The following is a 25086-nucleotide window of genomic DNA, read 5'->3' on the forward strand; positions in this document are numbered from 1 at the left end:
AAACCGGGAAAGAAGAGGGGTTGTTGCGCTTCAGAAATTAAAGTCCGATTAATTCGGCAGGGCCGCGATGCACTTCAGCTCGATGGCAATGGGCGTGGGCAGGCAGTTGATTTCGAGGGTGGTGCGGCAAGGCTGGGCCGTGGCGAAGTACTCGGCGTAGAGGCGGTTATACACCGGAAAGTCGTCTTTCATGTTGGTCAGAAACACGGTCACGTCCACGAGGTCGTCCCACTGGGCGCCGGCTTCCTCCAGAATGTAGCGCACGTTCTGGAACACGGCGTGGCACTGGCTTTCGAAGTCGTACTGCAGGATGTTGCCGGCTTCGTCCAGCTCCACGCCGGGGATGGCCTTCTGGCCGCGCTGCCGCGGGCCCACGCCGGAGAGAAACAGCAGGTTGCCCACGCGGCGGGTGTAGGGGTAGGCGCCCACGGGCTCGGGGGCGCGGGAGGTGGCGGCGGACTCAGCCATGCGAAAAGTAAAATATGATGTGACAAGGCGAAAGTAAAACGCCGGGCCGCACGTCAGCCCATTTAACGGCTTCGGCTGGCAAGGTTTTTTCAGTGGGCTGTGTTCTGCGTACCGTTATTTGCACACATCCCCGACGAATTTATTCAGCTATTCGCATGAAAATCCTGCTTCCTCTACTGCTTTCCTGCGCCCTCGGCTTCGGCGCCCAGGCCCAAAAGCTCAAGATGCCGCCCAAGCCCGCCAGCGGCACCGTGTACGACTCGGTGGCCCAGCCGGCCGTGCCCATCGGCGGCACCGAGCGCTACGCCCAGTTCCTGGCCGACCACCAGAAATACCCCGCCAGCGCCATGCAAAAGGGCATCCAGGGCACGGTGAAAGTGAGCTTCATTGTGGAGAAAACCGGCACCGTGAACGAAGTAAAGGTTGAAAAGCCTCTGTCGCCGGAGCTGGACGCCGAAGCCATCCGCCTCATCAAAAGCGCTCCGAAGTGGACGCCGGCCCGTCACCACCGCAACGAAGTGGTGCGTCAGCGCGTGGTGGTGCCCGTGTCGTTCGTGATGTCGCCGGGCAGCACCGTCACGGTGGGCGCGGCCAGCAAGGAGCGGCCCATCCTCACCTCGGCCGCTGATATTGCCGCCTCGGCCAACCCCAACGTGCGGCCCGTGGTGGCCCCCGACCGCCCCACCCAGCCTGTGGGTGGCACCCAGGCCTTCTTCGATTGGATTGAGAAAAACCAGAAATACCCCCTGCTGGCCAAGCAGCGCAAGATTCAGGGCAAGGTGATGGTGGAGTTTATGGTGCAGCCCGACGGCAGCCTCACCGACGTGCGCGTGGCCCGCAAGATGGGCTCGGGCCTCGACGAAGAAGCCCTGCGCCTCATCAAAGCCGCGCCCAAATGGGAGCCCGCCATGTTTCAGGGCAAGCCGATAAAGCAAAAGATGCTTTTGCCTGTTTTATTCCAGTTGTAAGCAACTCCCCTCCTTTTTTTGAGGAGGGGATGTTCGCGCGAAGCGCGGACGGGGGTGGTGAAATCGTTGAACGATGGCCGAACGACGTGCGATGGCCTTGTTCGGATGTCGTTCAACGAGCGTAACCACCCCAATTTTTGCTACGCAAAAATGTCCCCTCCTTAAAAAAGGAGGGGAGTTTGACGTTCTCAACTTCCTGCTTCCCATGATTCCCTCGCTCATCCTCGCCACCTCTCCCACCCTGCTCTGGGCCCACCAAACCCGCTACCGCGAAGCTGCCCAAAGCCTGGCGAACGACCTGTTCGATTTCCTCGACGACGACCTAAAGCCGTATGTGCTGCTGCTGGCCCTGCCCGCCGACCCCACGCAGTGCGCCCGCTGCCTGGAGCCCGAAGACTGCGGCCTGCCCAGCGAGCCGTTTGATGGGGCCGTGGCGCGGGGTAGGGTCATTCAGCTCACCACGCCCCCACCCTACGTGGAAAGCGCCGACGTATCGGCCGACATGGTGCGGCGCAAGCACGAGGTAATCGGCATTCGGGAAGCCGTGCAGGAAACCCTGGACCTCTTAGACGAGAGCGCGCCGCACCAGCACTTTGCCGGCTGGCCCGTGGAGATGCACGGCCATTTTGTGGTGACGGTGCTGCGCCTGCAGCGCAAGCCGCTGCGGGCCTACCCTTCGCTGCGCCCGCACCGCTTCTATACCAGCGGGCGGCCGCTGGCGCCTTCGCTGCTAGTGGCGGCCATGCACCGCTTCAACGACGAAACCGTGAAGGCGCTGAAGGAAGCAGCCGCCGGCATGGGCTTTTTCGTGCGGCCCCGCGAGAGCGAGGAGCTTCTGCGCAGCGCCGGCAAGGCCCTGATGGACACGCCCGCCCAGGCCTTGGGGCTCGACCCGGCCGTGACGCAGCTCTTCAGCACCTGCAATACCATCAGCAGCCTGCGCTACGAGGGGGCCGAGGGCGTGGGCAAGCTGCTGCTGGCCCGCCGCGGCCACCCCAACCTGGAGGAAATCTTCGCCCTCACCTGCCCCACCGACCTCACCGACTTCCGCGCCGTGCGCAAGCTGCTGGAGATGACCACGCCCGACGTGCACCTGCTGGCCGACGGCAACAGCGTGTACGCCCTGGGCCGGCAGGTGGGCCACTACGACGCCGAGCGCGAAGACCTGTTCGTCATCAGCTTCGTGACGCACTACGCCTGGGAGCTGCAGCACGCCGGCCACGTGCTGCTGCGCTCGCACTACGGCCTGCCCGGCCTGCCCCACACCCGCCTCAACCGTACCGGCTTCCGCAAGGCCCTCAAGCGCACCTTCGCCCTCACCGACCACACCAAGGTAGAACGCCTCTGGGACGTAGTGCTCGAAGCCAGCCGCCAACCCCACGGCACGCTGCTCGTCATCACCACCGAAGCCCTGGCCGAAGCCGACCGCCTCAAGCTGCAGTGCACGCTCATCGAGCCCGTGCCGCTCACGCCGCTCATCACCCGCCTCGTCACCAGCATCGACGGCGCCGTGTTGCTCGACCCCGAGGGCTACTGCTACTCCATCGGCGTGATTCTGGACGGCCGTGCCTCCGGCCGGGGCGACGGCGCCCGCGGCGCCCGCTACAACTCGGCCCTGCGCTACGTGGAAAGTTCGGAGCATCCGTGCATTGCCATCGTGGTGAGCGAGGACGGCTTGGTGGACGTGATTACGTCGGAGAAGGAGTAGGCGCGGGGCCACCTGTCATTGCGAGGCGAAGCCGAAGCAATCCGTCCTGTTCTCAGCGACCAACCTAATAATGTGACAAAGCCCTCTTAAGCTACCAATTCTTCCCAGGCCGGATTATTCGCACTAATCAACGCCAGTTTTTTTAACTCTAGAGCCAGCCTTAAGCTGTTTCTCGCGCGCTATGGCATCGGCATCGTGCCGTACGTTTCAAAGTATACCAGCTTGTGCACGTTGTATTTCTTGGTAAAGCCTTCGTGCGTTCCTGCTTTGTGTTCTGCAATGCGTCGCGCTAAATCATTAGTCACGCCAATGTAGAGCACAGCGTGGTTGGCGTTGGTCAGCAGATAGACGTAATAGGTGTGCATGTCAGGGCTTTGTCACCCTAGAAGGCTGGTCGCTGAGAACAGGACGGATTGCCACGGGCTGCGCCCTCGCAATGACAATTCCGTCCCCTACCGCTTCGCCCGAAACGACCAGGTGAGGCGGAACACGGCCACCACGTCGCCGGCCTCGTCCACGCCGGTGCTGGTGCACTCCACGGTGCGGCCTTCACCGGTGGCGCGGCTTTCGGCCACGGCCTGGGCGATGCGCGGGCCGTCGGGGCAGGTAAAGGAAATCAGGCCCACGGCTTTCTTTTTGAAGTCGCCCTGCAGGCCCACCACCAGCATCGAAACCGGGCCACCGGCCTGCACGTGCATCATGGCCTGAATGCCGCTGGCCAGCTCGGCCGCCATGGCCAGGCAGGCGAAATAGATGCTGCGAAACGGGTTTTGCGTGAGGTACTTGTAGCGAACGGTGACGGTGGCGGCCTCCGGCGTGAGCTGCGTGAGGCGCAGGCCCGCCAGCCAGGCCATGGGCAGCTTTTGCAGCAGGAATAACCGCAGCTTCAGGGGATTGAGCACCTGGCGGCGGAAGGCAGCAGCTTGCGGGGTATCGGCGGAGGCGGTGGGCATGGAGCGAAGGTACGGGTTTGTCTTTGCGAGCGCAGCGCAGCAGCTGAAAGCCAGCGCAGCTAACCCATCCTGCCAAAACCAGCACCACTACATGCCAATCGGCCGAGTTATTCACCCCGGCGCGGCAGACTTAATCGAAGGCCAAAGTGATACAGCCGGCCGCTTAGGAAAGGCGTTCTGCTCACTTGTTTTTGGCTTTGGACTGCCCTCTTTTCGGCGGCGTTGCAACCGGCTCTGGCTGCGCGGCCGCGGCCGGGTAAACGGCCAGCTCCTGGTAGCCAAACGTAGGGTCAGGCTCGCGGCGAAACTCCAGCCCGGCCAGCTCGCTGAGCACGATTTCGGCCGTGGTGTACACCCGGCAGCCATCGAGCAAATGCCCACCGATTGTGCGGCCGGTGCTGTCGCTCACGGCCAGGTGCAGGTGCGAGCCGTTGACGGACAGCGTGCCTACCAGTGACACAATCTCGAAGTGGCCGCGGTACACGCTGGGGCCTTCCTGGTTGGCCAGCCGCAGCGTGGCCACCGTGAGGCTGCCCACGCACGTCACCATGGCGCCCGCCCGGATGTTGTGGGCTTTGGCAAAAGCGTTGAGGCTTTGGCGTAGGTCGTCGCCCGGTCGCAGGCGCAGGGCGTGGGTTTTCAGCGCGGAAGTGGAAGCGGCAGACACGGCGGGCGCAGTTTGGGCCAGCGCAGGGCTAGCCAGAAGGCAAAGGAGAAGCAGGCGAAACACGGGGCAAGGTAAGAGTTAGCCGCGCATATGCTTCGTTCAGGCATGAGACCTCACCCCCGCCCCTCTCCCCAGGGAGAGGGGTGCCAGTCGACTTCTTTTAAAGCAAAACCGGTGCCCCCTCTCCCTATGGAGAGGGGGTCAGGGGGTGAGGCGCCCGTGAGAACGAAGCCCACTACTTGATAAACCGCACCGTGCCGTAGCGCACCTTAATATTCACATTCCCGGCGTTGCGGGCCGGCACGGCACCGCCGAATACGCCCAGCACGTCGCTGGTTTGGGGGCCGTTTTCCTGCGAGAGCACCCGCACGAAGTTCTTATCCACCAGCAACTGCCCCTGCTCGGTGCTCACATCGAAGCGGAAGCCCGGCGCCTCGGCAAAGCCCAGGCGGATAGTGCTGAAACCGCCGTCGAGGTTTACCTGGCGGAAGTTGGCACCCATGTCGCGCACCACGAAATCGGGGCTGTAGCGCACGGCCATGTCCAGGCCTTCGCTCAGCCTATCCACCGTAAAGCGGGAGTAGCCCGACGAGCCGCGCAGGTTGCGTACGGTGCCCAAGGCCACGTCGCCGTACTTGCTGTGCACGGTGAGGTCCTGCACGGTGCCGATGTCAATGTCGGAAAAGTTATTGCGCAGGTCCACCGTAGTGCCTTCGTCGAGGCGCAGGCGGGCATAGCTGGCGTCGATGCTGGCGCGGCCGGCGAAGGCCACGGTGCAGTCGCCGTTGCCGATGCGCAGCAGGTTACGCGGCCCGTCGAGGCGGCCGGCGCGCAGGGTTCCGTAGTCCACGGCCAACTCGGTGGGCCCGGTCAGGTCGCCGGCAATGGCCACCTCGCCGAAGTTGTTGTGCACGCGCAGGGCAGTGGTGCGGGGCAGCCACACGGTGTAGTTCACCTCGTAGCGGCAGCCGCCCGGCCGGCCGCGCAAAGCCGGGCCAAACTGCGTGCTTACGGCCACGCCACCGGTGCGGGCGTCGTAGTCGAGCCACTGCACGCCCAGCGCGTCCAGCACCTGGCGGGCACCAGCCTCGGTTTCGGAGCGCGCCACCAATTCGGCGTCCACTTTGATTTCGCGCTTGTTCCAAGTATTCACCTGCACCCGACCGTAGCGGGTTTCGAGCGAAAAGGAACGGCCGGTTTTGGGCACAGCATAGCTGCGACTCAGGCGCCGCCGCTGCTCGGCCTGTAGGATGCTGCTGGCCTGCTCTGTGTCCTGGACGGGCAGCGGGTTTTGTTGGCCGCTTTGCTCGTACTCGGCCACCACGGCCACGTAGGTCTGCATCCGGGTGAAGGCCTGCGGCCCCACCACCCACTGCGTGGCCTGGGCGCGGCCGGGCAGCGAGCCCAGCAGCCCCAGCAACCCCACCATCAGGCCCAGCACCCAGCCCGGCGCGGCGTGAACGGACTTGCTCATTCGGCCTGGCGCCGGCTGTCGGCCAGCACGTAAGAACTGGTGTTGCGCTCTTCGGCGAGGGCACCCGCCCCCAGGTGCAGCTGCTGGTCGAGGATGTCGAGGCGCACCTGCAGGTTGCGGTTCATGGCCGTGAGCACGGCGTCGGGCTGCGGGTGGTTCAGCAGCTCGGCCTTGAGTTGGCGGTAACTCGAATCGAGCGACACCAGCTCCAGCTGCCAGTCGGCGGTCACGCTGGCCATGCCGGGGCCTTTCAGCTCACTTAGTTCTTGCTGGCGCCGGGCCAACTGGTTGGTGTAGTAGGCTTCCATGCCCCACACGGCCCGCACGAGCTGGCTGTCGGCGCCGGTGGTGCGCTCGGCGGCGGCCATGGCCAGCGGGTTGCCGCCCTGGTAGAGCGCGGCGTCGGCTTCGGCAGTTGCATTACTGGTGCCCGCTTGGGCCGGGACTGCGGCTACTTCTGCCGCAGGAGAATGCGATTTCCAAGCCTCGCTGGCGCCGGCGGCAAATACCAGCAGGGCCAGCGACGCGGCCACACCGTAGCGCTGCAGCCAGTTGGCGCGGGGGGCCACTGCCGGGATTGCGGCGGGCTCCGTGGCTAGGCGCAGGGTGGGTGCGGCCACGGGTTCGTTGAGTTGCTGCTCCAGCGCGGCCCACAGGTCGGGGCGCGGCTCGTGGGTGTCGAAATCGGCGCGGTGCCGCTCGACGAAGTTTTCTAAAGAATTTGGCTTATTCGTGTTCATGAAAGGGTTACAGACGCACGGTTCTTCCAGGTTTCAGGGGGCTGCGGAGGTATAATGGGTGGCCGCTGCCAGGCGAAAAAGGATGAAGAGTAGGTGGAAATAGGTAATAAATAGGTAACGGTATTGGCTTAACTCAGGCCGCGCTGGGCGGCCAATTCGCGCAGTCGCACCCGGGCCCGGCTGTACTGCGACTTAGAAGTAGATTCGGAAATGCCCAGGATGCCGGCAATTTCGAGGTGGTCGTAGCCTTCGAGCAGGTACAGGCTCAGTACTACGCGGTAGCCGTCGGGCAGTTCCTGAATGCAGCGGCGCAGCACGTCGGCGCGGTAGTGGGTGTCGGCCTCGTCGTCGGGCGAAAGGCCGGCGGCTTCGGCGGGCTCCTCGTGGTGCTGCTCGCCCAGTGGCACCAGCGCCAGCCGCCGCTGCCGCAGGCAGTTGATGCTTTTGTTGACGACGATGCGCTTGAGCCAGGCCCCGAAGGAGGAGTCGCCCTTGTAGCTGCTCAGCTCCCGGAACGCGCTCAGAAACGACTCTTGGAGCACGTCCTCGGCCTCGGCGTAGTCGCCGGTGATGCGCAGGGCCGCGTTGAACATGGCCTTGGCGTAGCGCCGGTAAATTTCGGCCTGGGCCTGGCGGTCGTTCAGGCGGCAGCGCTCCACCAGCGGGGCATTGATGTCAACGTAGGCAACGGCGGCTTCCATGTGCAGAGAAAGGCGGGGTTTGAAATGCTTAAGCGGGTGAAGGACTCCGGCCCGGGCGGCAGGGTTGCAGGGCGGCGCAGACCAGCGGAGGCGAAGTGCAATTTACTGGTTCTTTACCTTTGACGTCTTATCCCTGCTCATTTCCTTTCCCATGCGCCCCCGCCGACTTCTCTCCCTGCTCCTGCTGCCTGCCCTGTGGAGCTGCAGCACCTCCGACACCAACCCCATTGTCGACTTCGGCGAAGGCGAGGGCATCACTTACCGCGACGGCAATAATTTCCCGATGGGCCCGCGCGACTACACCGACTGGACGACGGACGCCACCTGGAACAAGCCGGAGCGCGACCTGTTTGCCGACGCCAACGTGGACCTCAACGGCGCGCAACGTACGGCGCTGATTTCCTTTGCCACCGCTTACCCCAATCCGGCCCCGGCGGGCGTGGCAACGTGGACGTTGCAGACCCAACGCGGCGCCGGCAGCGGCGTCAATCCATTCACCGTTCGGGCCGTGGTGGTGAACCGGCAGTATCAGGTGCTGCAGCGGTTTGGTCCCCTTGGCTTCGGGTTTGCAGCAAGTTTCCGGCTCGATTATGCCGCTATCGGCCTCAGCCCGCGCGAGCTGTACCGGCTCTACTATGTGGTAACGGACGCCAGCGGGCTGGTGTACAAAGGCCACGGCGACGTGCGCCACGAGCCACAACAGTAGGGCCGGGCGCCCGGCTTGGCTGCAGCACGCCCGCTTTTCGCTGGTTTGTTGCCAATTTTACAGTCGAATTATTCGCTATGCCCCTCAAATCCCTACTTATTACCGGCGGCGCCGGTTTCGTGGGCTCGGCCCTGGCCCTGCGCTTCCGCGAGGCTTACCCCGAGTGCCGCATCTTCGCCCTCGACAACCTCAAGCGCCGCGGCTCGGAGCTGAACCTGCCGCGCCTGCGCGAGGCCGGCATCGAGTTTGTGCACGGCGACATCCGCAACAAGGAGGATTTCGACGCCCTGCCCGCCGTGGAGGCCGTCATCGAAGCCTCGGCCGAGCCCTCGGTGCTGGCCGGCCTCACCTCGGCGCCCGACTACCTGATAAACACCAACCTGGCCGGCACGGTGAACTGCCTGAACTACGCCCGCCAGCACAACGCAGCGTTCGTGTTCCTGTCCACGAGCCGGATTTACCCGATTAACCAGATTGACAAAATCCGGACTGTGGAGGCCGACACCCGCTTCGAGGTGAGCTCCGAGCAGCCCATTGCCGGCATCTCGCCCCGCGGCCTGGCCGAGGACTTCCCCCTGGAAGGCTACCGCTCGCTCTACGGCGCCACCAAGCTGTGCTCGGAGTACCTGATTCAGGAATACCACCACTTCTACAACCTGCGCACGGTCATCAACCGCTGCGGCGTGCTCACCGGTCCCTGGCAGATGGGCAAGGTCGACCAGGGCGTGGTGGTGCTGTGGGTGGCGCGCCACTTCTGGCAGCAGCCGCTGGGCTACTTCGGCTTCGGCGGCACAGGCAAGCAGGTGCGCGACATTCTGCACGTCGACGACCTGTTCGATTTGGTGCAGTACCAGCTCGAAAACCTCGACCAGGTGAACGGCCAGACCCTGAACGTGGGCGGCGGGCGCGATATCAGCGTGAGTTTGCAGGAACTGACGGCCATCTGCCAGCGCGTGACGGGCCACACCGTGCCCATCAGCTCGCAGGTGGAGAACCGGCAGGCCGACATCCAGCTCTACCTCACCGACAACTCCCGCGTGACCAACCTCACCGGCTGGGCGCCCAAACGCTCGGCCGAGCAGATTGTGACCGACGTGTATCACTGGCTGCGCGACAACGAGGCGCAGCTGAAACCTATTTTAGGCTAGCCCCCTTTTCTGACATCGTATGAAAATAGCACTCATAACCGGGGCCGGGGGCCTGATTGGCAGCGAAGCCGTCGAGTTCTTCGCCGACAAGTTCGACCTCATCGTGGGCATCGACAACAACCTGCGGAGCTACTTTTTCGGTGAGCATGCCAGCACCGACTGGAACCGCGCCCGCCTGCAAAGCACCTTTGCCAACTACCGCCACCACGCCGTCGATATCCGCGACCAGGCCGCGCTAACGGCCATTTTCCAGGAGTATGGCACCGATATCGCCCTTGTGGTGCACACGGCCGCCCAGCCCAGCCACGACTGGGCCGCCCGCGAGCCCTTCACCGACTTCACGGTGAACGCCAACGGCACGCTGAACCTGCTGGAAATGACGCGCCAGCACTGCCCGGAAGCCGTGTTCATCTTCACCTCTACCAATAAAGTGTACGGCGACAATCCCAACTTCCTGCCCCTGGTGGAGCTGGAAACCCGCTGGGAAATCGACGAAAGCCACCCCTACTTCGCCCACGGCATCGACGAAAAAATGAGCATCGACCACACCACGCACTCGCTCTTCGGGGCCAGTAAGGTGGCGGCCGATGTGCTGGTGCAGGAATACGGCCGCTACTTCGGCATGAAAACCGCCGTGTTCCGCGGCGGCTGCCTCACGGGGCCGCGCCACTCGGGGGCGCAGCTGCACGGCTTCCTGTCGTACCTGATGAAGTGCGCCATCACCGGGCAGCACTACACCGTGTTTGGCTACAAGGGCAAGCAGGTGCGCGACAACATCCACTCCCACGACCTGGTGAACATGTTCTGGCACTTCTACCAGCAGCCGCGCACCGGCGGCGAGGTGTACAACGCCGGCGGCGGGCGCTTCGCCAACTGCTCGATGCAGGAAGCCATTGTGCTGTGCGAGGAAATCACGGGCAACAAGATGAGCTACTCCTACTCGGAGCAGAACCGCGTGGGCGACCACATCTGGTACGTGTCGGACGTGCGCCGCTTCCAGCAGCACTACCCCGGCTGGCAGTTCGAGTACGGCCTGACGGCCACCCTCACCCAGATTTTCAACGAGCTGCGCCAGCGCCAACCCGCCCCTTCGGCATGAGTGAGCCCACGTCTCCGGTCGGGCTGCCCGATGTAGCCGCAGCCGCCACGGCCGCTCCGCTGCTGAGCGTGGTCATTCCGGCCTACAACGAGGAGGAAAGCATCGGCGAAACCCTGCACAGCCTGCACGCCGCGCTGCTGGCCGAGGGCATTGCCCACGAAATCGTTGTCACCAACGACAATTCCAAGGACAACACCCTGGCCCGACTCGAAGAGCTAGCCCGCGAAATTCCGACGCTGGTGTACTACACCAACGCCGGCCCCAACGGCTTCGGCTACGCCGTGCGCTACGGCCTGGAGCGCTACCGCGGCGACTGCGTGGCCGTGATGATGGCCGACCTCTCGGACGACCCCGCCGACCTGGTGCGCTTCTACCGCAAAATGCAGGAGGGGTACGATTGCGTGTTTGGCTCGCGCTGGGGCAAGGGCGGCCGGGTGGTCGACTACCCGCCCCACAAACGGGTTATCAACCGCATGGCCAACGCCATCGTGAAAACGGTATTCCGGCTGAAATACAACGACTGCACCAACGCCTTCAAGCTCTACCGGCGCCACACCATGGAAGGCCTCAAGCCCTTCCTCTCACCGCACTTCAACCTCACGCTGGAGCTACCGCTCAAGGCCATCGTGCGCGGCTACTCCTACGCCGTAGTGCCCAACTCATGGACCAATCGCAAATACGGTGAGAGCAAGCTCAAAATCAAGGAGATGGGCAGCCGCTACTTCTTTATCATGATGTACTGCCTGATTGAAAAGTATTTCTCGCAGGGCGATTTCCGAAAGAAGCAGGAATAGATTTCTCAACGTGACGCCTCACCCCGGCCCCTCTCCAAAGGGAGAGGGGCGCCAGACGCCAGGAGCAAGACCGGTGCCCCCTCTCCCTTCGGAGAGGGGGTCAGGGGGTGAGGCCCCACACCCGGACAAGACAGCTCTCTTTACAAAAAAAGGCCGCCCGGTTTCCCGGACGGCCTTTTTTTACGTCGAAGCCATCATTAAATATCAAACTTAATGCCCTGCGCCAGCGGCAATTCAGTGGAGTAGTTGATGGTATTCGTCTGGCGGCGCATGTACACCTTCCAGGCGTCGGAGCCAGACTCGCGGCCGCCGCCGGTTTCCTTCTCGCCGCCGAACGCGCCACCGATTTCGGCCCCGCTCGTGCCGATGTTCACGTTGGCAATGCCGCAGTCGGAGCCCGCAGCGGCCAGGAAGGCTTCGGCCTCGCGCATGTTCAGGGTGAAAATACTGCTGCTCAAGCCCTGGCGCACGTCGTTTTGCAGCTCAATAGCTTTCTCCACGCCGCCGCTGTACTTGATGAGGTAGAGAATGGGCGCGAAGGTTTCTTCCTGCACCGTGTGGTAGTGGTTTTCTACCTCCACCAGCGCGGGCTGCACGTAGTGGCCGCCGTGCAGCTCGGCGCCGCTCAGCACCTGGCCGCCGGTGAGCAGCTTGCCGCCTTCGGCCTGCACTTTCTCCAGGGCCTCGCTGAACATCTTCACCGCATCGGCGTCGATGAGTGGGCCCACCAACGTGCCTTCCTGCAGCGGGTGGCCGATGGGCAGCTTGGGGTAGGTGGCCAGCAGGCGGTTTTTCACTTCCTCAAACACGCTGTCCTCGATGATGACGCGACGGGTGCTGGTGCAGCGCTGCCCGGCCGTGCCCACCGCCCCAAACACGATGGCGCGGATGGCAATGTCGAGGTCGGCATTCTTAGTGACGATAATGGCGTTGTTGCCGCCCAGCTCCAGCAGGGCGCGGCCCAGGCGGGCGCCTACCACCTCGCCTACTTTGCGGCCCATGCGGGTGCTGCCCGTGGCCGATACCAACGGCACGCGCTTATCCGCAGCCATGGCCGCGCCAATGTCGGCCCCGCCCACAATCAGGCTGAATACGCCTTCCGGGATGTCGTTTTCTTCGAGCACCTCGCGGATGATGTGCTGCACGGCCACGGCCGTAAGAGGCGTTTTTTCGGAGGGTTTCCAGATGCTCACGTCGCCGCACACGGCGGCCAGCATGGCGTTCCAGCTCCACACGGCCACCGGGAAGTTGAAGGCCGAAATGATGCCCACCAGGCCCAGCGGGTGGTACTGCTCGTACATGCGGTGCGCCGGGCGCTCCGAGTGCATGGTGAAGCCGTGCAACTGGCGCGAGAGGCCCACCGCAAAGTCGCAGATGTCAATCATCTCCTGCACCTCGCCCAGGCCTTCCTGCAGGATTTTGCCCATCTCGGCGCTCACCAGCTTGCCCAGCGGCTCCTTGTATTCGCGCAGCTTGTTGCCAATCTGCCGCACGATTTCGCCGCGCTTGGGCGCGGGCACCAGCCGCCATGTTTGGAAAGCCTCCTGCGCGGTTTTGATGACGGTGTCGTAGTCGTCGAGGGTGGCGAAGGCCACGCTGGCAATGCGGCGCCCGTCGGCGGGGGCGTTGATGACGCGGCGCTCGGCGTTGGCCTGGCCGCCCCAGGTGCGGCCGGTGCTGTAGGCGGCGTTTTCAGACTCCACGCCTAGCTGGCGCAGCACGTCCTGAATGCCGTGGGGGTCTTCGTGGGGATGCGCCACGGTAACGTCGGGCGCGGTGGCTTCTTCGAGGGCCTGCTTCATGTCGATGAGGGGGGTGGGATGATGCAGGCGCAAAGCTACAGCTTGCCAACGAACGGGGCAGCCTATTCGCTGCCCGTGCTTCCGTCCCTCGATTTCCTTTGCCAACGGGTCAGCCCGGCCGCTCTTTTTACTCGTTGGAAGGCAGCATGCCGGCCCGCTCCTGCTGGTCGTGCAGCCAAGCCATGGCTTCAGCCTCGTCGTCGTAAAACAGGGGGTACGAGTCGATGGTCGCAGAATGGCGCAGGTGCTGCTCCATCTCGGCGCTTTGCGCGGCCTGTCGCTGGTGCGGCCCCGACAGGTACGCCGTGAACAGCGGCCCACCCAGTTCGGCGGCCACCTTCGGCGAAAACTGGTCGCGGAACCACTCGTTCAGGTCGGGCCCATCCAGGGGGCGGCGGCGCAAATCCAGCAGCCAGAAGCGGCAGTTGCCGTGCTCCTTGGCCGCGGCCAGCATCACCCGATAGGTTTCCTGCACCTCGGGCGGCGGCATGGCCTGCAACCACCGCCCAATGAGAACCCCTAAATCGGAACGGTATTCGAGCGAAAAGGCATTGGCGGGAAAGGCAGGCACGGCAGGATGGGAATGGCGAACAGTGCTATATACGCCAAGCCAAAGACGAGGTTAACGCCCGGGCATCCTCCCGCCTACTGCCTGTGGCCCTGGCCGGCCATAAAAAAGCCCCTTTCTGTGCCAGAAAGAGGCCTTCGCTTGGACAAGGCAGGGCACGTACTATCCCACTTTTCGCAGGGCCACCCGCTCCTGCTCCAGGTCAACGAGGTTGTTGAAAACGTCCAGGCTGTCGCGCCGCAGGTTGCGCACCTCCTCATCGGAGAGCTGCCGGACTTTGGTTTGAAAATCTTTGTAATAAGCCACAAACACGGCCAGTTCGGGCACCCGGTTTTCGTAGGGCACCATGTTTTCGAGCACTTCGCTGAAGAAGTGCGGGCTGTGCGTGGTCACAAAAAACTGGTTTTCCTGCTGCGTGGCGATGCGCTCGGCCAGTTGCGACACGTACTGCGGATAGGAGTGCGCCTCGGGCTCTTCCAGCAAAATCACCGTGTTGCGGTTCGATTCCATGGCGGCCAAGTAGAAGCCGTAGCGCTGCAGCGTGTCGCCGCTGCCCGAATACGGGTAGGCAAAGCTGAGGCCGTCCACCTCTTTCATCACCTCGAACCGGCCGGTGTCGGGGCGCACCCGCATGCGCAGGCCGCGCTCGGCAAAGAGGCTGGCAAACTCGTGGCGCAAGGCGGCGTGCTGCTCCAGCACCTGCACCAGGTTGTTGCCGTGCGGCGGGCGCAGCGAGACGTCGGGGTAATGACGGTCGATATGGCCGCCGGGCTTGTAGCGGTACGATTTCACCGCGCGCGGCTGCCAGGTTGGGCTCGATGCCACGAAGTGACCGTCTTCGCCGGGCTGGTCCAAGTGGCCGTGGCGGTCAAACTCGGTATAGAGAAACCCCGGCTCGGGCATGGGCGTGGCCGTGGCCAGGTGCGGATACAGCCGGTCAAGCAGCAGGGCGTCGTCGCCGGAGCGGGTTTTGCTGCGGCCTTCTAGCAGCGGCAGGCCCAGCTTGGCCCGTAGCAATCGGTACATGGCCTGGCTAAACACGCCGTACCGGAATCGTTTGCTTTTGCTTTCATGCCCCAGCAAGCAGATATCGCGGTCAGTCTCAATGCGTACGGGGTGCGTCATTACCCCGTCATGAAAGAGGTGCGCCGGCTTCTCATAGCGCACAAAGCTGCTCAGGAATTTCTTCTTCTTTTCAAACGGAAAACTACCCAGCAGGCTCATGGCCTCCAGCACCGTCGATTTTCCCACATTGGGCTGGCCAATGATGAGGTTGACGCGCCGCGGATGCAACACGGCGCTCCGAATCGACTTGAAATTCTGGATATAAAGGGTGTTAATGACGTTTTCCATTCACTTGTGTTGGCCAGCAAGCCAATGCGCTTACCGTTTGAAACCGGCAGTAAAATTTCCCAAGTTGGGACTAATACTTACGATAAAAATCGGCTAACAGACTTGAACTGCTAAGCCAATTGCCAGTATTTCAACGGAAATTTGTCGAAGTTATGCCTATTATTTAGTCTTTTCTATAAGTGTTGCCAAATAAATTTTTACCAATAATTTTAGCCGAAAAGCTCTTCGGAAAACCGTCCTGCCTTAGTGCAAAAAAAAGCCCCTACCGGTTTGGCAGGGGCTTTTGCAACGCAGAAAGATGTTATTCAGCGCCGATGGGGTAGTAAGCCTTGCGGCCGTCCGGGTACATGCCTTCTACCAGCACGCCCGAGCCGTTGCGGCCCTGCTCCAGATACGCTTTCACGTCGGAAGGCTTGGTGACCGGGTTGCGTTCAATGCGGGTAATGATGAAGCCATCGGCCATGCCCGTTTCGCGCAACGCGCTGCCCTTGATGCCGCTCACCTTGGCGCCGCCTTCCAGGCCCAGCTTGGCCAGCTCACGGGCCGGCACAGCCGAGATGGTGGCGCCCTCGTACTTGATGGACGCCACGGCGTCTTCGCGCACCACGGCGGTGGTGCCGGTTGTGTTGCGCAGCACCGCCTCGGTGGTATTGGGGGTGCCGCCGCGCAGGTAGCTCACCTTAATCTTGTCGCCGGGGCGGAAGCGTGCCACTTGCTCTTGCAACTGCGATGACGTGTTCACGGCCACCCCGTTGATTTGGGTGATGATGTCGCCGGTTTTCAGGCCGGCAGCGGCGCCAGCGCTGTTTTCGCTCAGGCCCTGGATATACACGCCGTTCAGGGTGTTCAGCTTCTTCTCGGAAGCCAATTTGGCGTCAACTTCCTGAATCTGCACGCCGAGTAAAGCGCGCTGCACCACTTTGTATTTCAGCAGGTCGTCCACCACTTTGCTGGCCAGCGCGCTGGGAATGGCAAAGGAGTAGCCTTCGTAGCTGCCGGTGTGCGAGGCAATGGCCGAGTTGATGCCGATAAGGTCGCCGTTGAGGTTGACCAGGGCACCGCCCGAGTTGCCGGGGTTCACCACGGCATCGGTCTGGATGAACGACTCCAGGCCCATGTTGTCCTTGCGGTTCAGGATGCCGATGTTGCGGCTCTTGGCCGAAATGATACCGGCCGTCACAGTCGAGTTCAGGTTGAATGGGTTGCCCACGGCCAGCACCCACTGGCCCACCTTCACGTCGTCGGAGTTGCCGTACTTCACGAAAGGCAGGTTGTCGGCTTTCACCTTCAGCACGGCCAGGTCGGTGGTGGGGTCGGCGCCCACCAGCTCGGCGTCGAACTTGCGCTTGTCATCGAGCACTACCTCAATCTTGGAAGCTTTGTCGATGACGTGGTTGTTGGTCACGATATAGCCGTTGGCGGCAATGATAACGCCCGAGCCGGAGCCCTGGCCGCCACCCTGGGGCTGCTGCTGAAACTGGTCAAACTGGTCGCCGAAGAACTGGCGCAGGAAAGGGTCCATCTGCTGCCGGCGCGTGTCGGTGGGCGCGGCGGCGTATTCGGTCATCACGTGCACCACGGCCGGCGTCACGGCAGCGGCGGCGGCCACGAAGTTCAGGCCTTCGGGCACGGTGTAGGGCGTGCTCCGCATCTCGGACGTGTAACGCACCTGGGGGTTGGCGGCTACAGCCTGGGGCGCCACTTGGGCGGGCTCCAGCAGCTTGTACCCCCCCACGGCCACACCGCCGCCCAAAATGGCGGAACCGAGCAGGCCGAGCATCATTTGTTTTGCTTGCATGGGGTAAGGGAAAATGGAAAAAGGTGAAACCAGGTATTGTGAGGGCTAATTTAACGAGAACCGCATGAAAAGCGGATGAGTCAAACCAGCAATATTGCTATCAACGCAGAAAGGATTCGCTTTAGCGCTCCAAGGTTGCTTTTAGCAGAAAATAGGCCAAATCAGGTTAGATATGAGCTTAACACCAGCACCGGCAAAAAAGGCACCCCGTGGGGTGCCTTTTTTGCGTAAGTGGCCGGCAATTAGCGAATTTCAATGTGCTGCTTGGTCACTTTGTCGGTGTCGAAGGGCAGCGTGACGCGCAGGATGCCGTCGGTCAGCTCGGCGCCAATGGCCTTCACGTTCACCGTGTCAGGCAGGCGGAAGCTGCGGCTGAAGGTGCCATAGTTGGTTTCGAGGCGCCGGAACTTGGGCGCGGCGGGTGCCTCGGGGGCTACCACGGCGGGCTTGTTCTCGTCGGCTTTGTTTTCATCGCCGGCGTTGGCTTCGGTGGCGGTAGCGGCGGCTTCTTTGGCAGCGGCGGCCGGGTTGGCGCGCTCGCCCGAAATCACCAGCTGGCCGTCGTGGAATTCAATGTTGACCGCTTCCTTCTTCAGGCCGGGCAGGGCCAGGTGCAGCTCAAAGCCTTCGGCGGTTTCGAGGATGTCGGCAGCCGGCGTGAAGGCGGGGGCAGGCTGCGCCGCGTTGGTTTGCGGGGCTTGCAGCATGTCGGCCAGCATGGCGCTCAGGGCACGGCTGGGGCGGAGAGAAGGGCGGGTGTTATACAGCAGGGTTGCCATGGTTGATATAGAAGTTTGAAGTGAAAGAATGACTGCCGGCTAGCGGCGTACACTCGCTTTCATTCAAATCTGTACCAAACCAATTTTCATCGCATTTTCAAGACAAAATGTCTATTTCTGCGATAATCATTCACTCAATCTTGCTGCACCCAGTGCAAGAAAGACAGCCCACACCTTCCAAACCGCATAAATCCGAAAAACATCAGCCTGAAAATATGTCACTACGACGAGCAGCCGTTAGCTAGTGCTGCGTGGGCAGTTGCTGCCGGCTGGCAGCATCCTGGCCGTTGAGGAAGGTGAAACGCACCTCCAATCCCACCACCGGCGACACGGCATTGGCCCGGCCGGCCGGGATGGTCACGTTGCCGTCGATATCGAACTGGTCTTGCCCAAACGAGTAGCCCGTCTGGCGGGCCACCCACGGCGTCGCATCGAGCCAGTTGGTGAGGCGCACGCCCACTTCGCCGCGCAGGCTGGTGTAGTCAATGGTGCGCTCTTTGGCATCGGTGTCGGCGCGCAGCAGGCGCACGTGGGCAAGGGCCTCGTAGCTCAGGCGCGGCCGAATGGCGAGACGGCCAAGCGAGACGATTTTTTCCAGGTCGACGCGCAGGCGGGCGTTGGTGCGGCCACTGACGCCGGTGGCACCCGGAATCTCGCGCTCCAGGCTCAGGCGCTGGCCGAAGGTGAGCGGCCCGATGGGGCTGCGGTGGCGCAGCAGCACCTCCGGCACCAGCGTATAGGTTTTGTAAGCCGAAACGTAGGCCGCGGTGGCACCGATGCTCCAATGCTCGTTCCAGAAATGCTCGTAGCCCACGGCAAGGCGGCGCTCATCGAAGCCCAGCACCCGGCTGGAATTGGGCAAGCCGTTGTTGTCGGTGAGGTTCTGGCCGCGCAACGAGAAGAGAAGGTAGTCGTTGCCGGGCAGCGCCACTTCGGCCTGCGCCTCCGGCCACAGTTGCCAGCCGAAAACGCTGCGACGGGTTTGAGCGGCGGCCGGCAGGGCGAGGAGCGCGCCCAGCGCGGCGCCGATGAAAAGGTGCTTCATGGGAGGGCTTACAGTTGTAAGAATTAGAGCTTGGATTCGTCCAGAACGATGTAGAGACGCATATTTGCGTCTCGTCGCCTGCGCCTTATGGGCCGTTTGGTTTCGGGTGCCATCGTTCAACGACGAGACGCAAATATGCGTCTCTACCTCTTTCAAGCCAGTTCGACCAACTCTTACTGGTTAGCGGCCAGCTCCTGCACGGCCAGCCAAGCCATGAGGCCCGGGCCAGTGGCGAGGGCCTGCTCGTCGATGTCGAAGGTGGGCGTGTGCACCGAGGCGGCAAAGCGGCCGTCTTCGTGGCGGGTGCCGAGCCGGTAGAAGCAAGCTGGCGCGGCCTGCGAGAAGTAGGCAAAGTCTTCGGCGGCCATCCACTGGTCGAGCTCCACCACGTTCTCGGGGCCCAGGTACTGCTCGGCGGCCGCGCGCACACGGGCCGTGAGGGCGGGCTCGTTTTCGAGGTAGGGGTAGCCGTGCCGGATTTCGAGTTCGCACACGGCGCCCATGCTCGCGGCCAGGCCCTCGCAAAGCTGGCGCAGGTGCTGGTGAGCTTCAGCGCGCCACTCCTCGTTGAGGGTGCGGAAGGTGCCTTCGAGGTACACCTCGTTGGGAATGACGTTGGTGGCGCCGTTGGCGATGACCTTGCCGAAGCTGAGCACCGACGGAATCTTCGGGTTGGCGCGGCGGCTGACAATCTGCTGAGCGGCCACGATGATGTGGGCCGCTACCAGCACGGGGTCGAGGTTCATCTCGGGCATGGCGCCGTGGCCGCCCTTGCCTTTGATGGTGAGATAGAGCTCGTCGGTGCTGGCCATGTAGCGGCCGGGGCGCAGGCCAATTTTCCCGGCCGGCAGGTGCGGAAACACGTGCTGGCCCAGCACGTGGCCCACGGCTGGGTTTTCGAGCACGCCTTCTTGTATCATCAGCGAAGCACCGCCGGGCAGCCGCTCCTCGCCCGGCTGAAACATCAGCTTGATAGTGCCCTTAAACTCCCCCTTTAACTCGTTGAGGATGCGGGCAGCGCCCAGCAGGGAGGCCGTGTGCACGTCGTGGCCGCAGGCGTGCATCACGCCGGGGTTGGTCGATTTGTACGGCACGTCGTTGGCCTCCGTGATGGGCAGCGCGTCCATGTCGGCCCGCAGGGCAATGGTGGGGCCGCCGGGCTGGCCTTCAATCAGGGCCAGCACACCGGTGTTGGCAATGGGCTGCGGCGTGAGGCCCAGCTTCCGCAGCTCCTGCGCGACGAAGGCAGCGGTGTTGGTTTCCTCGAACGACAGCTCCGGGTGGGCGTGCAGGTGGCGCCGGATGGCCACGGTGTCGGCCGCGTACTGGGCGGCGAATGCTTGAATGCGGGGGATGAGGTCGGACATGGCGAGGTTGAGCGGTCAAACTCCCCTCCTTACCAAGGAGGGGATGTTTCAGCAAAGCTGAAACGGGGGTGGTTGTGGGCGTTGAACGGTTTGTGTGGGAGTCGTTCAGGCGGGTCGTTCAACGCCCACAACCACCCCAGCGTCCGCTTTGCGGCCGCGTCCCCTCCTTGGCTACGCCGACCTTCGGTTGGTAAGGAGGGGAGTTTTCGTTCTGCTTCTCCCCTACGGGTTCTTGTTCAGCAGCACCTGGGTGGGCTCCAGCTCCAGCTTGGGGGTGAGGCCGCGCAGGCGGGCCAGGCCGCGGGCGGCGTCGAGCTTGGTGAGGTAGTCGCCGATGTAGAGGCGGTACACCGGCGACTTGAACACGATGTAATCCGTTTCGTCGGGGTAGCGGCCGATGATGGTGCGCCGAATGGCCATCACCTTGTCGCGTTCCAGGCCCAGGTACACCAGGATGCGGTAGCCCTGGGCATACTTCACATTCTGGTTGGTGTAGGCCTGGTCACGCAGGCGCTGTTCCACCTGTGGGTTCACGTGGGCGGTGGGCGGCACGGCCGTTTTGGGGGCGGCCGGCGCGGCGGTGGCCGCGGCCGGCTTGGGCACCGCAAACACCGGGCGGTACTTGCTCACGTCTTCGGCCGGCATGGGCGCGGGTGCCGCTGCCGTAGCCACGGGCTTGCGGGTGGTGTCGGGCGGGGTGCTGGCCTGGGGGGCCTGCTGGGCTGTGCTGGCGCAGGCTACCAGCGAGAGCAGCGCGGGCAAAAGCAGCACTTTAAGCAACGGTCGGGTCATTATTTTCAGCAATGAGGGCCACACTGTTGGACGAGCCGATGCGGTCGGCCCCGGCAGCTACCAGGGCCTCGGCCGCCGCGCGGGTGCGGATGCCGCCGGCGGCCTTGATGCGCATGGTTTCGGGAAGCACCCGGCGCAGCATCTCCACGTCGGCCACGGAGGCCCCGCGGCTGGCAAAGCCGGTGGAGGTTTTCACGAAATCAGCCTCGCCGGCCACACAGAGCCGGGCGGCTAGTTCCATTTCCTCCTCGGTGAGCAGGGCGGTTTCGATGATGACCTTGAGCAGGGCCGAGTGCACGTGGCAGAGGTCGGCCAAATCCAGGATTTCATCCTGAATGGCGGCCGTGCGACCCGATTTCAGGGCCGAGATGTTCAGCACCATGTCCAGCTCCGTGGCCCCATCATAGAGCGCTACCTCGGCCTCCTTGAACTTGACGCTGGAAGCTGAATAGCCCAGCGGAAACCCAATCACTGTGCAAATGCCCACGGCCGTGCCGGCCAGCTTGCCGGCGGCCAGGGCCACGTAGCACGGCGGCACGCACACGGTGGCAAAGCCGTGGGCCACGGCCTCGTCGCAGAGCTGGAGTATCTGGGCCTCCGTCGCGTCGGGGCGCAGCAGGGTGTGGTCGATTTGGGCGGCAAGGTTCATGGGGCAAAGGTAACGGGTAAGGCCGCCCCTCCCCTACTCCACCACGAGGCGGCGGGTTGCGGTGGCCGCGCCGGCCTGCACTTGCACGGCGTAGAGGCCGGGCGCGAGGCCCGTCAGGTCCAGTTCAGCTTTGATACCGGTAACTGTAAGGATGCGCACGGGACGGCCCAGGGCGTCGAGCACGGTGAGCGTGGCCGGGCCGGTGCCGACGGGCAGCAGCACGGTGGCGCGGCCGTGGGCGGGGTTTGGAAAGAGGCTTACAACCGCCTTGGCAGGTGCAATGACTGTCGCCGAAGTCAGCGATGCATCGGTGAGGGTCGCCAAAAAACCCAGGCTTCCGTTCGCTGGGCCGGACAATTGTAGCGGGCCAAAGCTGGCCGGCAGTTCGGAACTGCCGCCTAAGTAGAGCAGGCCGGTGCCGGCCGCAACTATGGGGCCGGCAAAATCGAACCCTACTCCCCCGAACTGCTGGGCCCAGGCGAAGCTCGCCGTGGTGCCAGCGTCTGTGAGCTTGGCAATGAGGCCATCGGTGCGCATGGGCGTATTCAGCACAGTGCTGCCAAAGGTGGCCATCCCACCGATTGTTCCGGCCAGATACACACTGTTACCGCTGATGGCCAAGCCGGCTGGGTCGTCATCGCCGCTGCCACCGCCACCCACGGCCCAGGCAAACCGGCCCGTAGGTCCGGCATCAAGCAGTTTTGCCACAAATATGTGACGACGGCTGGTGATGGGCGGGGTGAACAACTGAATGTTGCCGAAATCGGTGGGCCCGGTGTAGTTGCCTGCCACATACAGCGTACCGCGGCCATTGGTGACAAGTACGGTGGCGTTCTGGTGGTCGGGGCCGCTTATCGGCTGAACCCAGACAAAACTGGCAGTAGCGCCCGCATCGGCGAGCTTGGCCACAAAGCCGTCGTGAAACTGCACGCTGGTCAGGCTGCTGGCGCCGAAACCAGCCGTCCCGTTAAAATAACCCGCGATGTACACGCTCGGGCCATCGACAACCAAAGCCCGGGCGTCGGTGAGGGAAGCCCCGGAGACTTGCCGCACCCAAGTAAATGAGCTGGACGCCCCGGCGTCGGTGAGCTTGGCCACGAAGCCATTGGGCAGCACGTTACTGCCGGAGCCGGTCGTCAGCACGGTGCTGCCAAAGCGCGCCGCGCCGTTGAACTGGCCCGCCAGGTACACGTTGTTGCCATTTGCCGCCAGCGCGTAGGCCCCGTCGCTGTAGGCGCCGCCGAAACCTTGTGCCCAGCCGAAGGCAGCCGTAGCGCCGGCATCGGTGAGTTTGACCACGAAGCCATCAGAATTGCCCGAGCTGACATTCACCAGCCCAACGGACCCAAAACCCGCATTGAGACTGTTGAAATACCCCGCCAGATAAATGGCATTGCCTTGCACGGCCAATGCCACGGCCCGGTCTTCGGCTGCGCCACCTGCCCGCTGCGCCCAAATGAAAGAACCGGTGGCCGGGCTCCATTTGGCCACAAACACGTCGGTATTGCCCGCACTGGTTAGCGTTGTGGCTCCGAAAACGGCCGTGCCGGTAAAGGAGCCGGCCATCAACACATTGCCATCTCCATCGACGGCGGAAGCACTCACGCTCGTGTCGCTGCCCGGGGCCTGACCGATGGCTACCGCCGTTTGCCAGGTTGGGCCCTGAGCGTGTGCCGCCGGTACGGCTAACGGCAGCGCTCCAAAGCCCAGCAAAACACCAATAACGAATCGAAGCAAGTACCAATGTTTCATCGGGAACAGGACGCAAAAAAAGAGGCGAGCAGCAGCGCCAGCATTGCCAAAGCTACACGGAGCCGCTGGAACCTGGAACGCCCCAACCAAACGGCCGAGACGTGCCAACTTTGGGGCTTGCCTACTCTACTACCAACCGCCGGGTGGCCGTGGTGCCGCCCGCTTGCACCCGCACGGCGTAGAGGCCGGGCGCGAGGCCAGTCAGGTCGAGGTCGGCTTTCGAGGCAGTGGCTATTTGGGTGCGCACGGGGCGGCCCAGCGCGTCGAGCACGGTGAGGGCGGCCGGGCCGGCGCCGGCCGGCAGCTGCACGGTGGCGCGGCCGTGGGCGGGGTTGGGGAAGAGACCGATGCTCTCGGGGCGCAGAACAGCCGTGGTGGCCGTGAGGGTGGGGTCGGCAATAGATGCCAAAAAGCAAAATGGAGTGCCCGGTGGTGTAGTGACTGGGCCGTTGAGTGTCAAGTTATCAAAATTGGCTGTTCCACGTGCCGAACCGGCCACATACACTTTACTGCCGCTCAAGACAACGGCGTATGCTATATCACTGTCCACACCGCCAGCCCGCTTTACCCAATCATAGGTACTACTATTGCCTGCATCCGTGAGCTTGACTACGTAGGCATCCAACGAGCCCGCACTTGTCGAGTTAATAGCTCCAAAAGAGGCGGTTGCACCAGAAAAACTCCCACATACATACACGTTGTTTCCCTGCACAGTTATGGCGTTGGCATCATCGTAAGTGGGGCCGCCCGCCCGCTGGGCCCAAGTATACCCGTTGCTGCTGCTGCCCGCATCGGTGAGCTTTGCGATGAATGCATCGGAACCGGTAATACCGCTACTATTTACCAATACGCTGTTTCCAAACGTCACGGTACCAGAGAAGCTTCCAGCTACGTATACCTGCGAACCAGTCACCGCCAAGGCATATGCCGTAGCTCCCCCCCTATTTGCCGAAGCGGCACCTGCTGTGCCGTCCACCCACGTAAAAGCGCTGGTGTTGCCTTGGTCGGTCAATTTTGCGACGTACATGCTCCGCCCGGTCAATGCAATGGCATCAAATGACGTTGAAGCGCCTTCGAATAAACCGATTATATACAAGGTGGTTCCGTTAGCCACTATTCCAGAAGCATTGCAATCTGTTGCGCTCCCACCGGCCGTTTTAGTCCACACAAAGCTGCTGGTGTTTCCCGAATCGACGATTTTAGCGACGTACATACTATACTTAATACTAGATACCGGAACCACGGTTATACTGCCAAATGCGGCCGAAGCCCCAAGCAACTGCCCAGTTATGTACACATTGTTCCCGCTTACGGCGATGCCATTGGCGTAATCTAGCCCTCGGCCGCCTGCCTGCTGCACCCAAACGAAGCTGCTGGTGATGCCCATATCGATTAATTTGGCCACGTAGATATCAGAGCCTGAATAAGCGAGGTAATTATTCAGCGTGATGCTACCGAATGTAGCGACAGGCCCAGTGAAATACCCCGTTATGTATATGTTATTTCCATTTACCGCTATTGCTTTAGCGTAGTCATATCCGACACTACCCGCCTGCTGTGCCCAAACAAAACTACTGCTGCTGGTGCTCCATTTGGTTACGAAAATGCTGGTGGTAGTAGATGCAAGCGTTGTGGTGCCAAAACTGACGGTACCGGTGAATGTCCCCAGAATATATATGTTTCCATTTGCATCGACGGCTGTGGCATTGGCGACTGAATAACTTCCGCCAGCTTGGCTACTCGCCGCAGCAGATT

The 25086-nt window shown here is 62.7% G+C and carries 25 protein-coding genes; 7 read left to right on the top strand and 18 right to left on the bottom strand.

The genetic code is table 11. The annotated features are described in order from the left end of the window. Window positions 1-48: 48 nt before the first annotated feature. Window positions 49-468, bottom strand: a complete 420-nt coding sequence (locus tag MTP16_RS01815; protein ID WP_243515454.1) for a RidA family protein — start codon at window positions 466-468, stop codon at window positions 49-51. Window positions 469-623: 155 nt separating this feature from the next. Between MTP16_RS01815 and MTP16_RS01820 the strand changes: the two genes are divergently transcribed. Beyond that, window positions 624-1436, top strand: coding sequence for an energy transducer TonB (locus MTP16_RS01820; protein WP_243515456.1), 813 nt, complete (start codon window positions 624-626; stop codon window positions 1434-1436). A 205-nt stretch (window positions 1437-1641) separates the two neighbouring features. Then, a complete protein-coding gene (locus MTP16_RS01825) occupies window positions 1642-3144 on the top strand; it encodes a DNA integrity scanning protein DisA nucleotide-binding domain protein (RefSeq protein ID WP_243515459.1) in 1503 nt (500 codons plus the stop codon). Between the two features lie 179 nt (window positions 3145-3323). On the opposite strand, the gene MTP16_RS01830 is transcribed toward MTP16_RS01825, so the two are convergent. From MTP16_RS01830 to MTP16_RS01855, 6 genes are all read right to left on the bottom strand, one after another. After that, window positions 3324-3509: a GIY-YIG nuclease family protein gene (locus MTP16_RS01830; RefSeq protein WP_243515462.1), complete on the bottom strand. Its 186-nt coding sequence runs from the start codon at window positions 3507-3509 to the stop codon at window positions 3324-3326. Window positions 3510-3596: 87 nt separating this feature from the next. Continuing rightward, window positions 3597-4097, bottom strand: a complete 501-nt coding sequence (locus MTP16_RS01835; protein ID WP_243515464.1) for a PaaI family thioesterase — start codon at window positions 4095-4097, stop codon at window positions 3597-3599. A 181-nt stretch (window positions 4098-4278) separates the two neighbouring features. Further along, window positions 4279-4764, bottom strand: coding sequence for a PPC domain-containing DNA-binding protein (locus tag MTP16_RS01840; RefSeq protein ID WP_243515466.1), 486 nt, complete (start codon window positions 4762-4764; stop codon window positions 4279-4281). Window positions 4765-4999: 235 nt separating this feature from the next. After that, entirely contained in the window at window positions 5000-6238 is a 1239-nt protein-coding gene (locus MTP16_RS01845; protein ID WP_243515468.1) for a hypothetical protein, read from the bottom strand. Next, window positions 6235-6978, bottom strand: a complete 744-nt coding sequence (locus MTP16_RS01850) for a hypothetical protein (RefSeq protein ID WP_243515471.1) — start codon at window positions 6976-6978, stop codon at window positions 6235-6237. The genes MTP16_RS01845 and MTP16_RS01850 overlap by 4 nt, the downstream gene beginning before the upstream one ends. 128 nt (window positions 6979-7106) lie before the next feature. Next, complete coding sequence (locus tag MTP16_RS01855) at window positions 7107-7679, bottom strand: RNA polymerase sigma factor (RefSeq protein ID WP_243515474.1); 573 nt, start codon at window positions 7677-7679, stop codon at window positions 7107-7109. 151 nt (window positions 7680-7830) lie between these two features. Between MTP16_RS01855 and MTP16_RS01860 the strand changes: the two genes are divergently transcribed. The 4 genes from MTP16_RS01860 to MTP16_RS01875 all read left to right on the top strand — a co-directional run bounded on the left by MTP16_RS01860 (window position 7831) and on the right by MTP16_RS01875 (window position 11426). Continuing rightward, window positions 7831-8385: a hypothetical protein gene (locus tag MTP16_RS01860; protein WP_243515477.1), complete on the top strand. Its 555-nt coding sequence runs from the start codon at window positions 7831-7833 to the stop codon at window positions 8383-8385. A gap of 77 nt (window positions 8386-8462) precedes the next feature. Further along, on the top strand, window positions 8463-9533 hold the full coding sequence (locus MTP16_RS01865; protein ID WP_243515479.1) for an NAD-dependent epimerase/dehydratase family protein: 1071 nt from the start codon (window positions 8463-8465) through the stop codon (window positions 9531-9533). Between the two features lie 19 nt (window positions 9534-9552). After that, entirely contained in the window at window positions 9553-10632 is a 1080-nt protein-coding gene (locus tag MTP16_RS01870; protein WP_243515481.1) for an NAD-dependent epimerase/dehydratase family protein, read from the top strand. Continuing rightward, window positions 10629-11426, top strand: a complete 798-nt coding sequence (locus MTP16_RS01875) for a glycosyltransferase family 2 protein (protein WP_243515484.1) — start codon at window positions 10629-10631, stop codon at window positions 11424-11426. Before MTP16_RS01870 ends, MTP16_RS01875 begins: the two co-directional genes overlap by 4 nt. Window positions 11427-11623: 197 nt before the next feature. On the opposite strand, the gene amaB is transcribed toward MTP16_RS01875, so the two are convergent. The 11 genes from amaB to MTP16_RS01930 form a co-directional block, all read right to left on the bottom strand. Next, complete coding sequence (amaB, locus tag MTP16_RS01880) at window positions 11624-13228, bottom strand: L-piperidine-6-carboxylate dehydrogenase (protein WP_243519945.1); 1605 nt, start codon at window positions 13226-13228, stop codon at window positions 11624-11626. 127 nt (window positions 13229-13355) lie between these two features. Continuing rightward, a complete protein-coding gene (locus MTP16_RS01885) occupies window positions 13356-13799 on the bottom strand; it encodes a hypothetical protein (protein ID WP_243515485.1) in 444 nt (147 codons plus the stop codon). Window positions 13800-13958: 159 nt separating this feature from the next. After that, window positions 13959-15149 (bottom strand): AAA family ATPase, encoded by a 1191-nt coding sequence (locus MTP16_RS01890; RefSeq protein ID WP_243515486.1) that lies wholly within the window; start codon window positions 15147-15149, stop codon window positions 13959-13961. Between the two features lie 301 nt (window positions 15150-15450). Beyond that, window positions 15451-16947 carry a S1C family serine protease gene (locus tag MTP16_RS01895; protein ID WP_243515487.1) on the bottom strand — a complete coding sequence of 499 codons (1497 nt, stop codon included), beginning with the start codon at window positions 16945-16947 and terminating at the stop codon, window positions 15451-15453. A 242-nt stretch (window positions 16948-17189) separates the two neighbouring features. Further along, the gene (locus tag MTP16_RS01900) at window positions 17190-17726 is read right to left on the bottom strand and encodes an Hsp20/alpha crystallin family protein (RefSeq protein ID WP_243515489.1); all 537 of its coding nucleotides are present in this window, start codon (window positions 17724-17726) and stop codon (window positions 17190-17192) included. Window positions 17727-17967: 241 nt separating this feature from the next. Further along, window positions 17968-18771: a hypothetical protein gene (locus tag MTP16_RS01905; protein WP_243515491.1), complete on the bottom strand. Its 804-nt coding sequence runs from the start codon at window positions 18769-18771 to the stop codon at window positions 17968-17970. A 173-nt stretch (window positions 18772-18944) separates the two neighbouring features. Then, window positions 18945-20138, bottom strand: a complete 1194-nt coding sequence (locus MTP16_RS01910; protein ID WP_243515492.1) for a M20 metallopeptidase family protein — start codon at window positions 20136-20138, stop codon at window positions 18945-18947. Between the two features lie 222 nt (window positions 20139-20360). Next, window positions 20361-20930 (bottom strand): sporulation protein, encoded by a 570-nt coding sequence (locus MTP16_RS01915; RefSeq protein WP_243515495.1) that lies wholly within the window; start codon window positions 20928-20930, stop codon window positions 20361-20363. Continuing rightward, the gene (gene deoC, locus MTP16_RS01920; RefSeq protein WP_243515497.1) at window positions 20911-21579 is read right to left on the bottom strand and encodes a deoxyribose-phosphate aldolase; all 669 of its coding nucleotides are present in this window, start codon (window positions 21577-21579) and stop codon (window positions 20911-20913) included. Before deoC ends, MTP16_RS01915 begins: the two co-directional genes overlap by 20 nt. Window positions 21580-21612: 33 nt before the next feature. After that, window positions 21613-23331, bottom strand: a complete 1719-nt coding sequence (locus MTP16_RS01925) for a T9SS type A sorting domain-containing protein (RefSeq protein WP_243515498.1) — start codon at window positions 23329-23331, stop codon at window positions 21613-21615. A 121-nt stretch (window positions 23332-23452) separates the two neighbouring features. Next, entirely contained in the window at window positions 23453-23740 is a 288-nt protein-coding gene (locus MTP16_RS01930) for a T9SS type A sorting domain-containing protein (protein ID WP_243515501.1), read from the bottom strand. 364 nt (window positions 23741-24104) lie between these two features. Between MTP16_RS01930 and MTP16_RS01935 the strand changes: the two genes are divergently transcribed. Continuing rightward, the gene (locus MTP16_RS01935) at window positions 24105-24662 is read left to right on the top strand and encodes a hypothetical protein (protein ID WP_243515504.1); all 558 of its coding nucleotides are present in this window, start codon (window positions 24105-24107) and stop codon (window positions 24660-24662) included. Window positions 24663-25086: the final 424 nt, after the last annotated feature.

The organism is Hymenobacter monticola (genome assembly GCF_022811645.1).
GTDB classification, from domain to species: domain Bacteria; phylum Bacteroidota; class Bacteroidia; order Cytophagales; family Hymenobacteraceae; genus Hymenobacter; species Hymenobacter monticola.

What these genes read in the sequence shown, in the direction of transcription:
- MTP16_RS01830 (WP_243515462.1), bottom strand. Translation starts at nt 3,509, where the DNA reads ATGCACACCTATTACGTCTATCTGCTGACCAACGCCAACCACGCTGTG.
- MTP16_RS01870 (WP_243515481.1), top strand. Translation starts at nt 9,553, where the DNA reads ATGAAAATAGCACTCATAACCGGGGCCGGGGGCCTGATTGGCAGCGAA.
- deoC (WP_243515497.1), bottom strand. Translation starts at nt 21,579, where the DNA reads ATGAACCTTGCCGCCCAAATCGACCACACCCTGCTGCGCCCCGACGCG.
- MTP16_RS01835 (WP_243515464.1), bottom strand. Translation starts at nt 4,097, where the DNA reads ATGCCCACCGCCTCCGCCGATACCCCGCAAGCTGCTGCCTTCCGCCGC.
- MTP16_RS01900 (WP_243515489.1), bottom strand. Translation starts at nt 17,726, where the DNA reads ATGGCAACCCTGCTGTATAACACCCGCCCTTCTCTCCGCCCCAGCCGT.
- MTP16_RS01865 (WP_243515479.1), top strand. Translation starts at nt 8,463, where the DNA reads ATGCCCCTCAAATCCCTACTTATTACCGGCGGCGCCGGTTTCGTGGGC.
- MTP16_RS01895 (WP_243515487.1), bottom strand. Translation starts at nt 16,947, where the DNA reads ATGCAAGCAAAACAAATGATGCTCGGCCTGCTCGGTTCCGCCATTTTG.
- MTP16_RS01905 (WP_243515491.1), bottom strand. Translation starts at nt 18,771, where the DNA reads ATGAAGCACCTTTTCATCGGCGCCGCGCTGGGCGCGCTCCTCGCCCTG.
- MTP16_RS01845 (WP_243515468.1), bottom strand. Translation starts at nt 6,238, where the DNA reads ATGAGCAAGTCCGTTCACGCCGCGCCGGGCTGGGTGCTGGGCCTGATG.
- MTP16_RS01910 (WP_243515492.1), bottom strand. Translation starts at nt 20,138, where the DNA reads ATGTCCGACCTCATCCCCCGCATTCAAGCATTCGCCGCCCAGTACGCG.
- MTP16_RS01850 (WP_243515471.1), bottom strand. Translation starts at nt 6,978, where the DNA reads ATGAACACGAATAAGCCAAATTCTTTAGAAAACTTCGTCGAGCGGCAC.
- MTP16_RS01820 (WP_243515456.1), top strand. Translation starts at nt 624, where the DNA reads ATGAAAATCCTGCTTCCTCTACTGCTTTCCTGCGCCCTCGGCTTCGGC.
- MTP16_RS01855 (WP_243515474.1), bottom strand. Translation starts at nt 7,679, where the DNA reads ATGGAAGCCGCCGTTGCCTACGTTGACATCAATGCCCCGCTGGTGGAG.
- MTP16_RS01915 (WP_243515495.1), bottom strand. Translation starts at nt 20,930, where the DNA reads ATGACCCGACCGTTGCTTAAAGTGCTGCTTTTGCCCGCGCTGCTCTCG.
- MTP16_RS01875 (WP_243515484.1), top strand. Translation starts at nt 10,629, where the DNA reads ATGAGTGAGCCCACGTCTCCGGTCGGGCTGCCCGATGTAGCCGCAGCC.
- MTP16_RS01815 (WP_243515454.1), bottom strand. Translation starts at nt 468, where the DNA reads ATGGCTGAGTCCGCCGCCACCTCCCGCGCCCCCGAGCCCGTGGGCGCC.
- MTP16_RS01825 (WP_243515459.1), top strand. Translation starts at nt 1,642, where the DNA reads ATGATTCCCTCGCTCATCCTCGCCACCTCTCCCACCCTGCTCTGGGCC.
- MTP16_RS01890 (WP_243515486.1), bottom strand. Translation starts at nt 15,149, where the DNA reads ATGGAAAACGTCATTAACACCCTTTATATCCAGAATTTCAAGTCGATT.
- MTP16_RS01925 (WP_243515498.1), bottom strand. Translation starts at nt 23,331, where the DNA reads ATGAAACATTGGTACTTGCTTCGATTCGTTATTGGTGTTTTGCTGGGC.
- MTP16_RS01860 (WP_243515477.1), top strand. Translation starts at nt 7,831, where the DNA reads ATGCGCCCCCGCCGACTTCTCTCCCTGCTCCTGCTGCCTGCCCTGTGG.
- amaB (WP_243519945.1), bottom strand. Translation starts at nt 13,228, where the DNA reads ATGAAGCAGGCCCTCGAAGAAGCCACCGCGCCCGACGTTACCGTGGCG.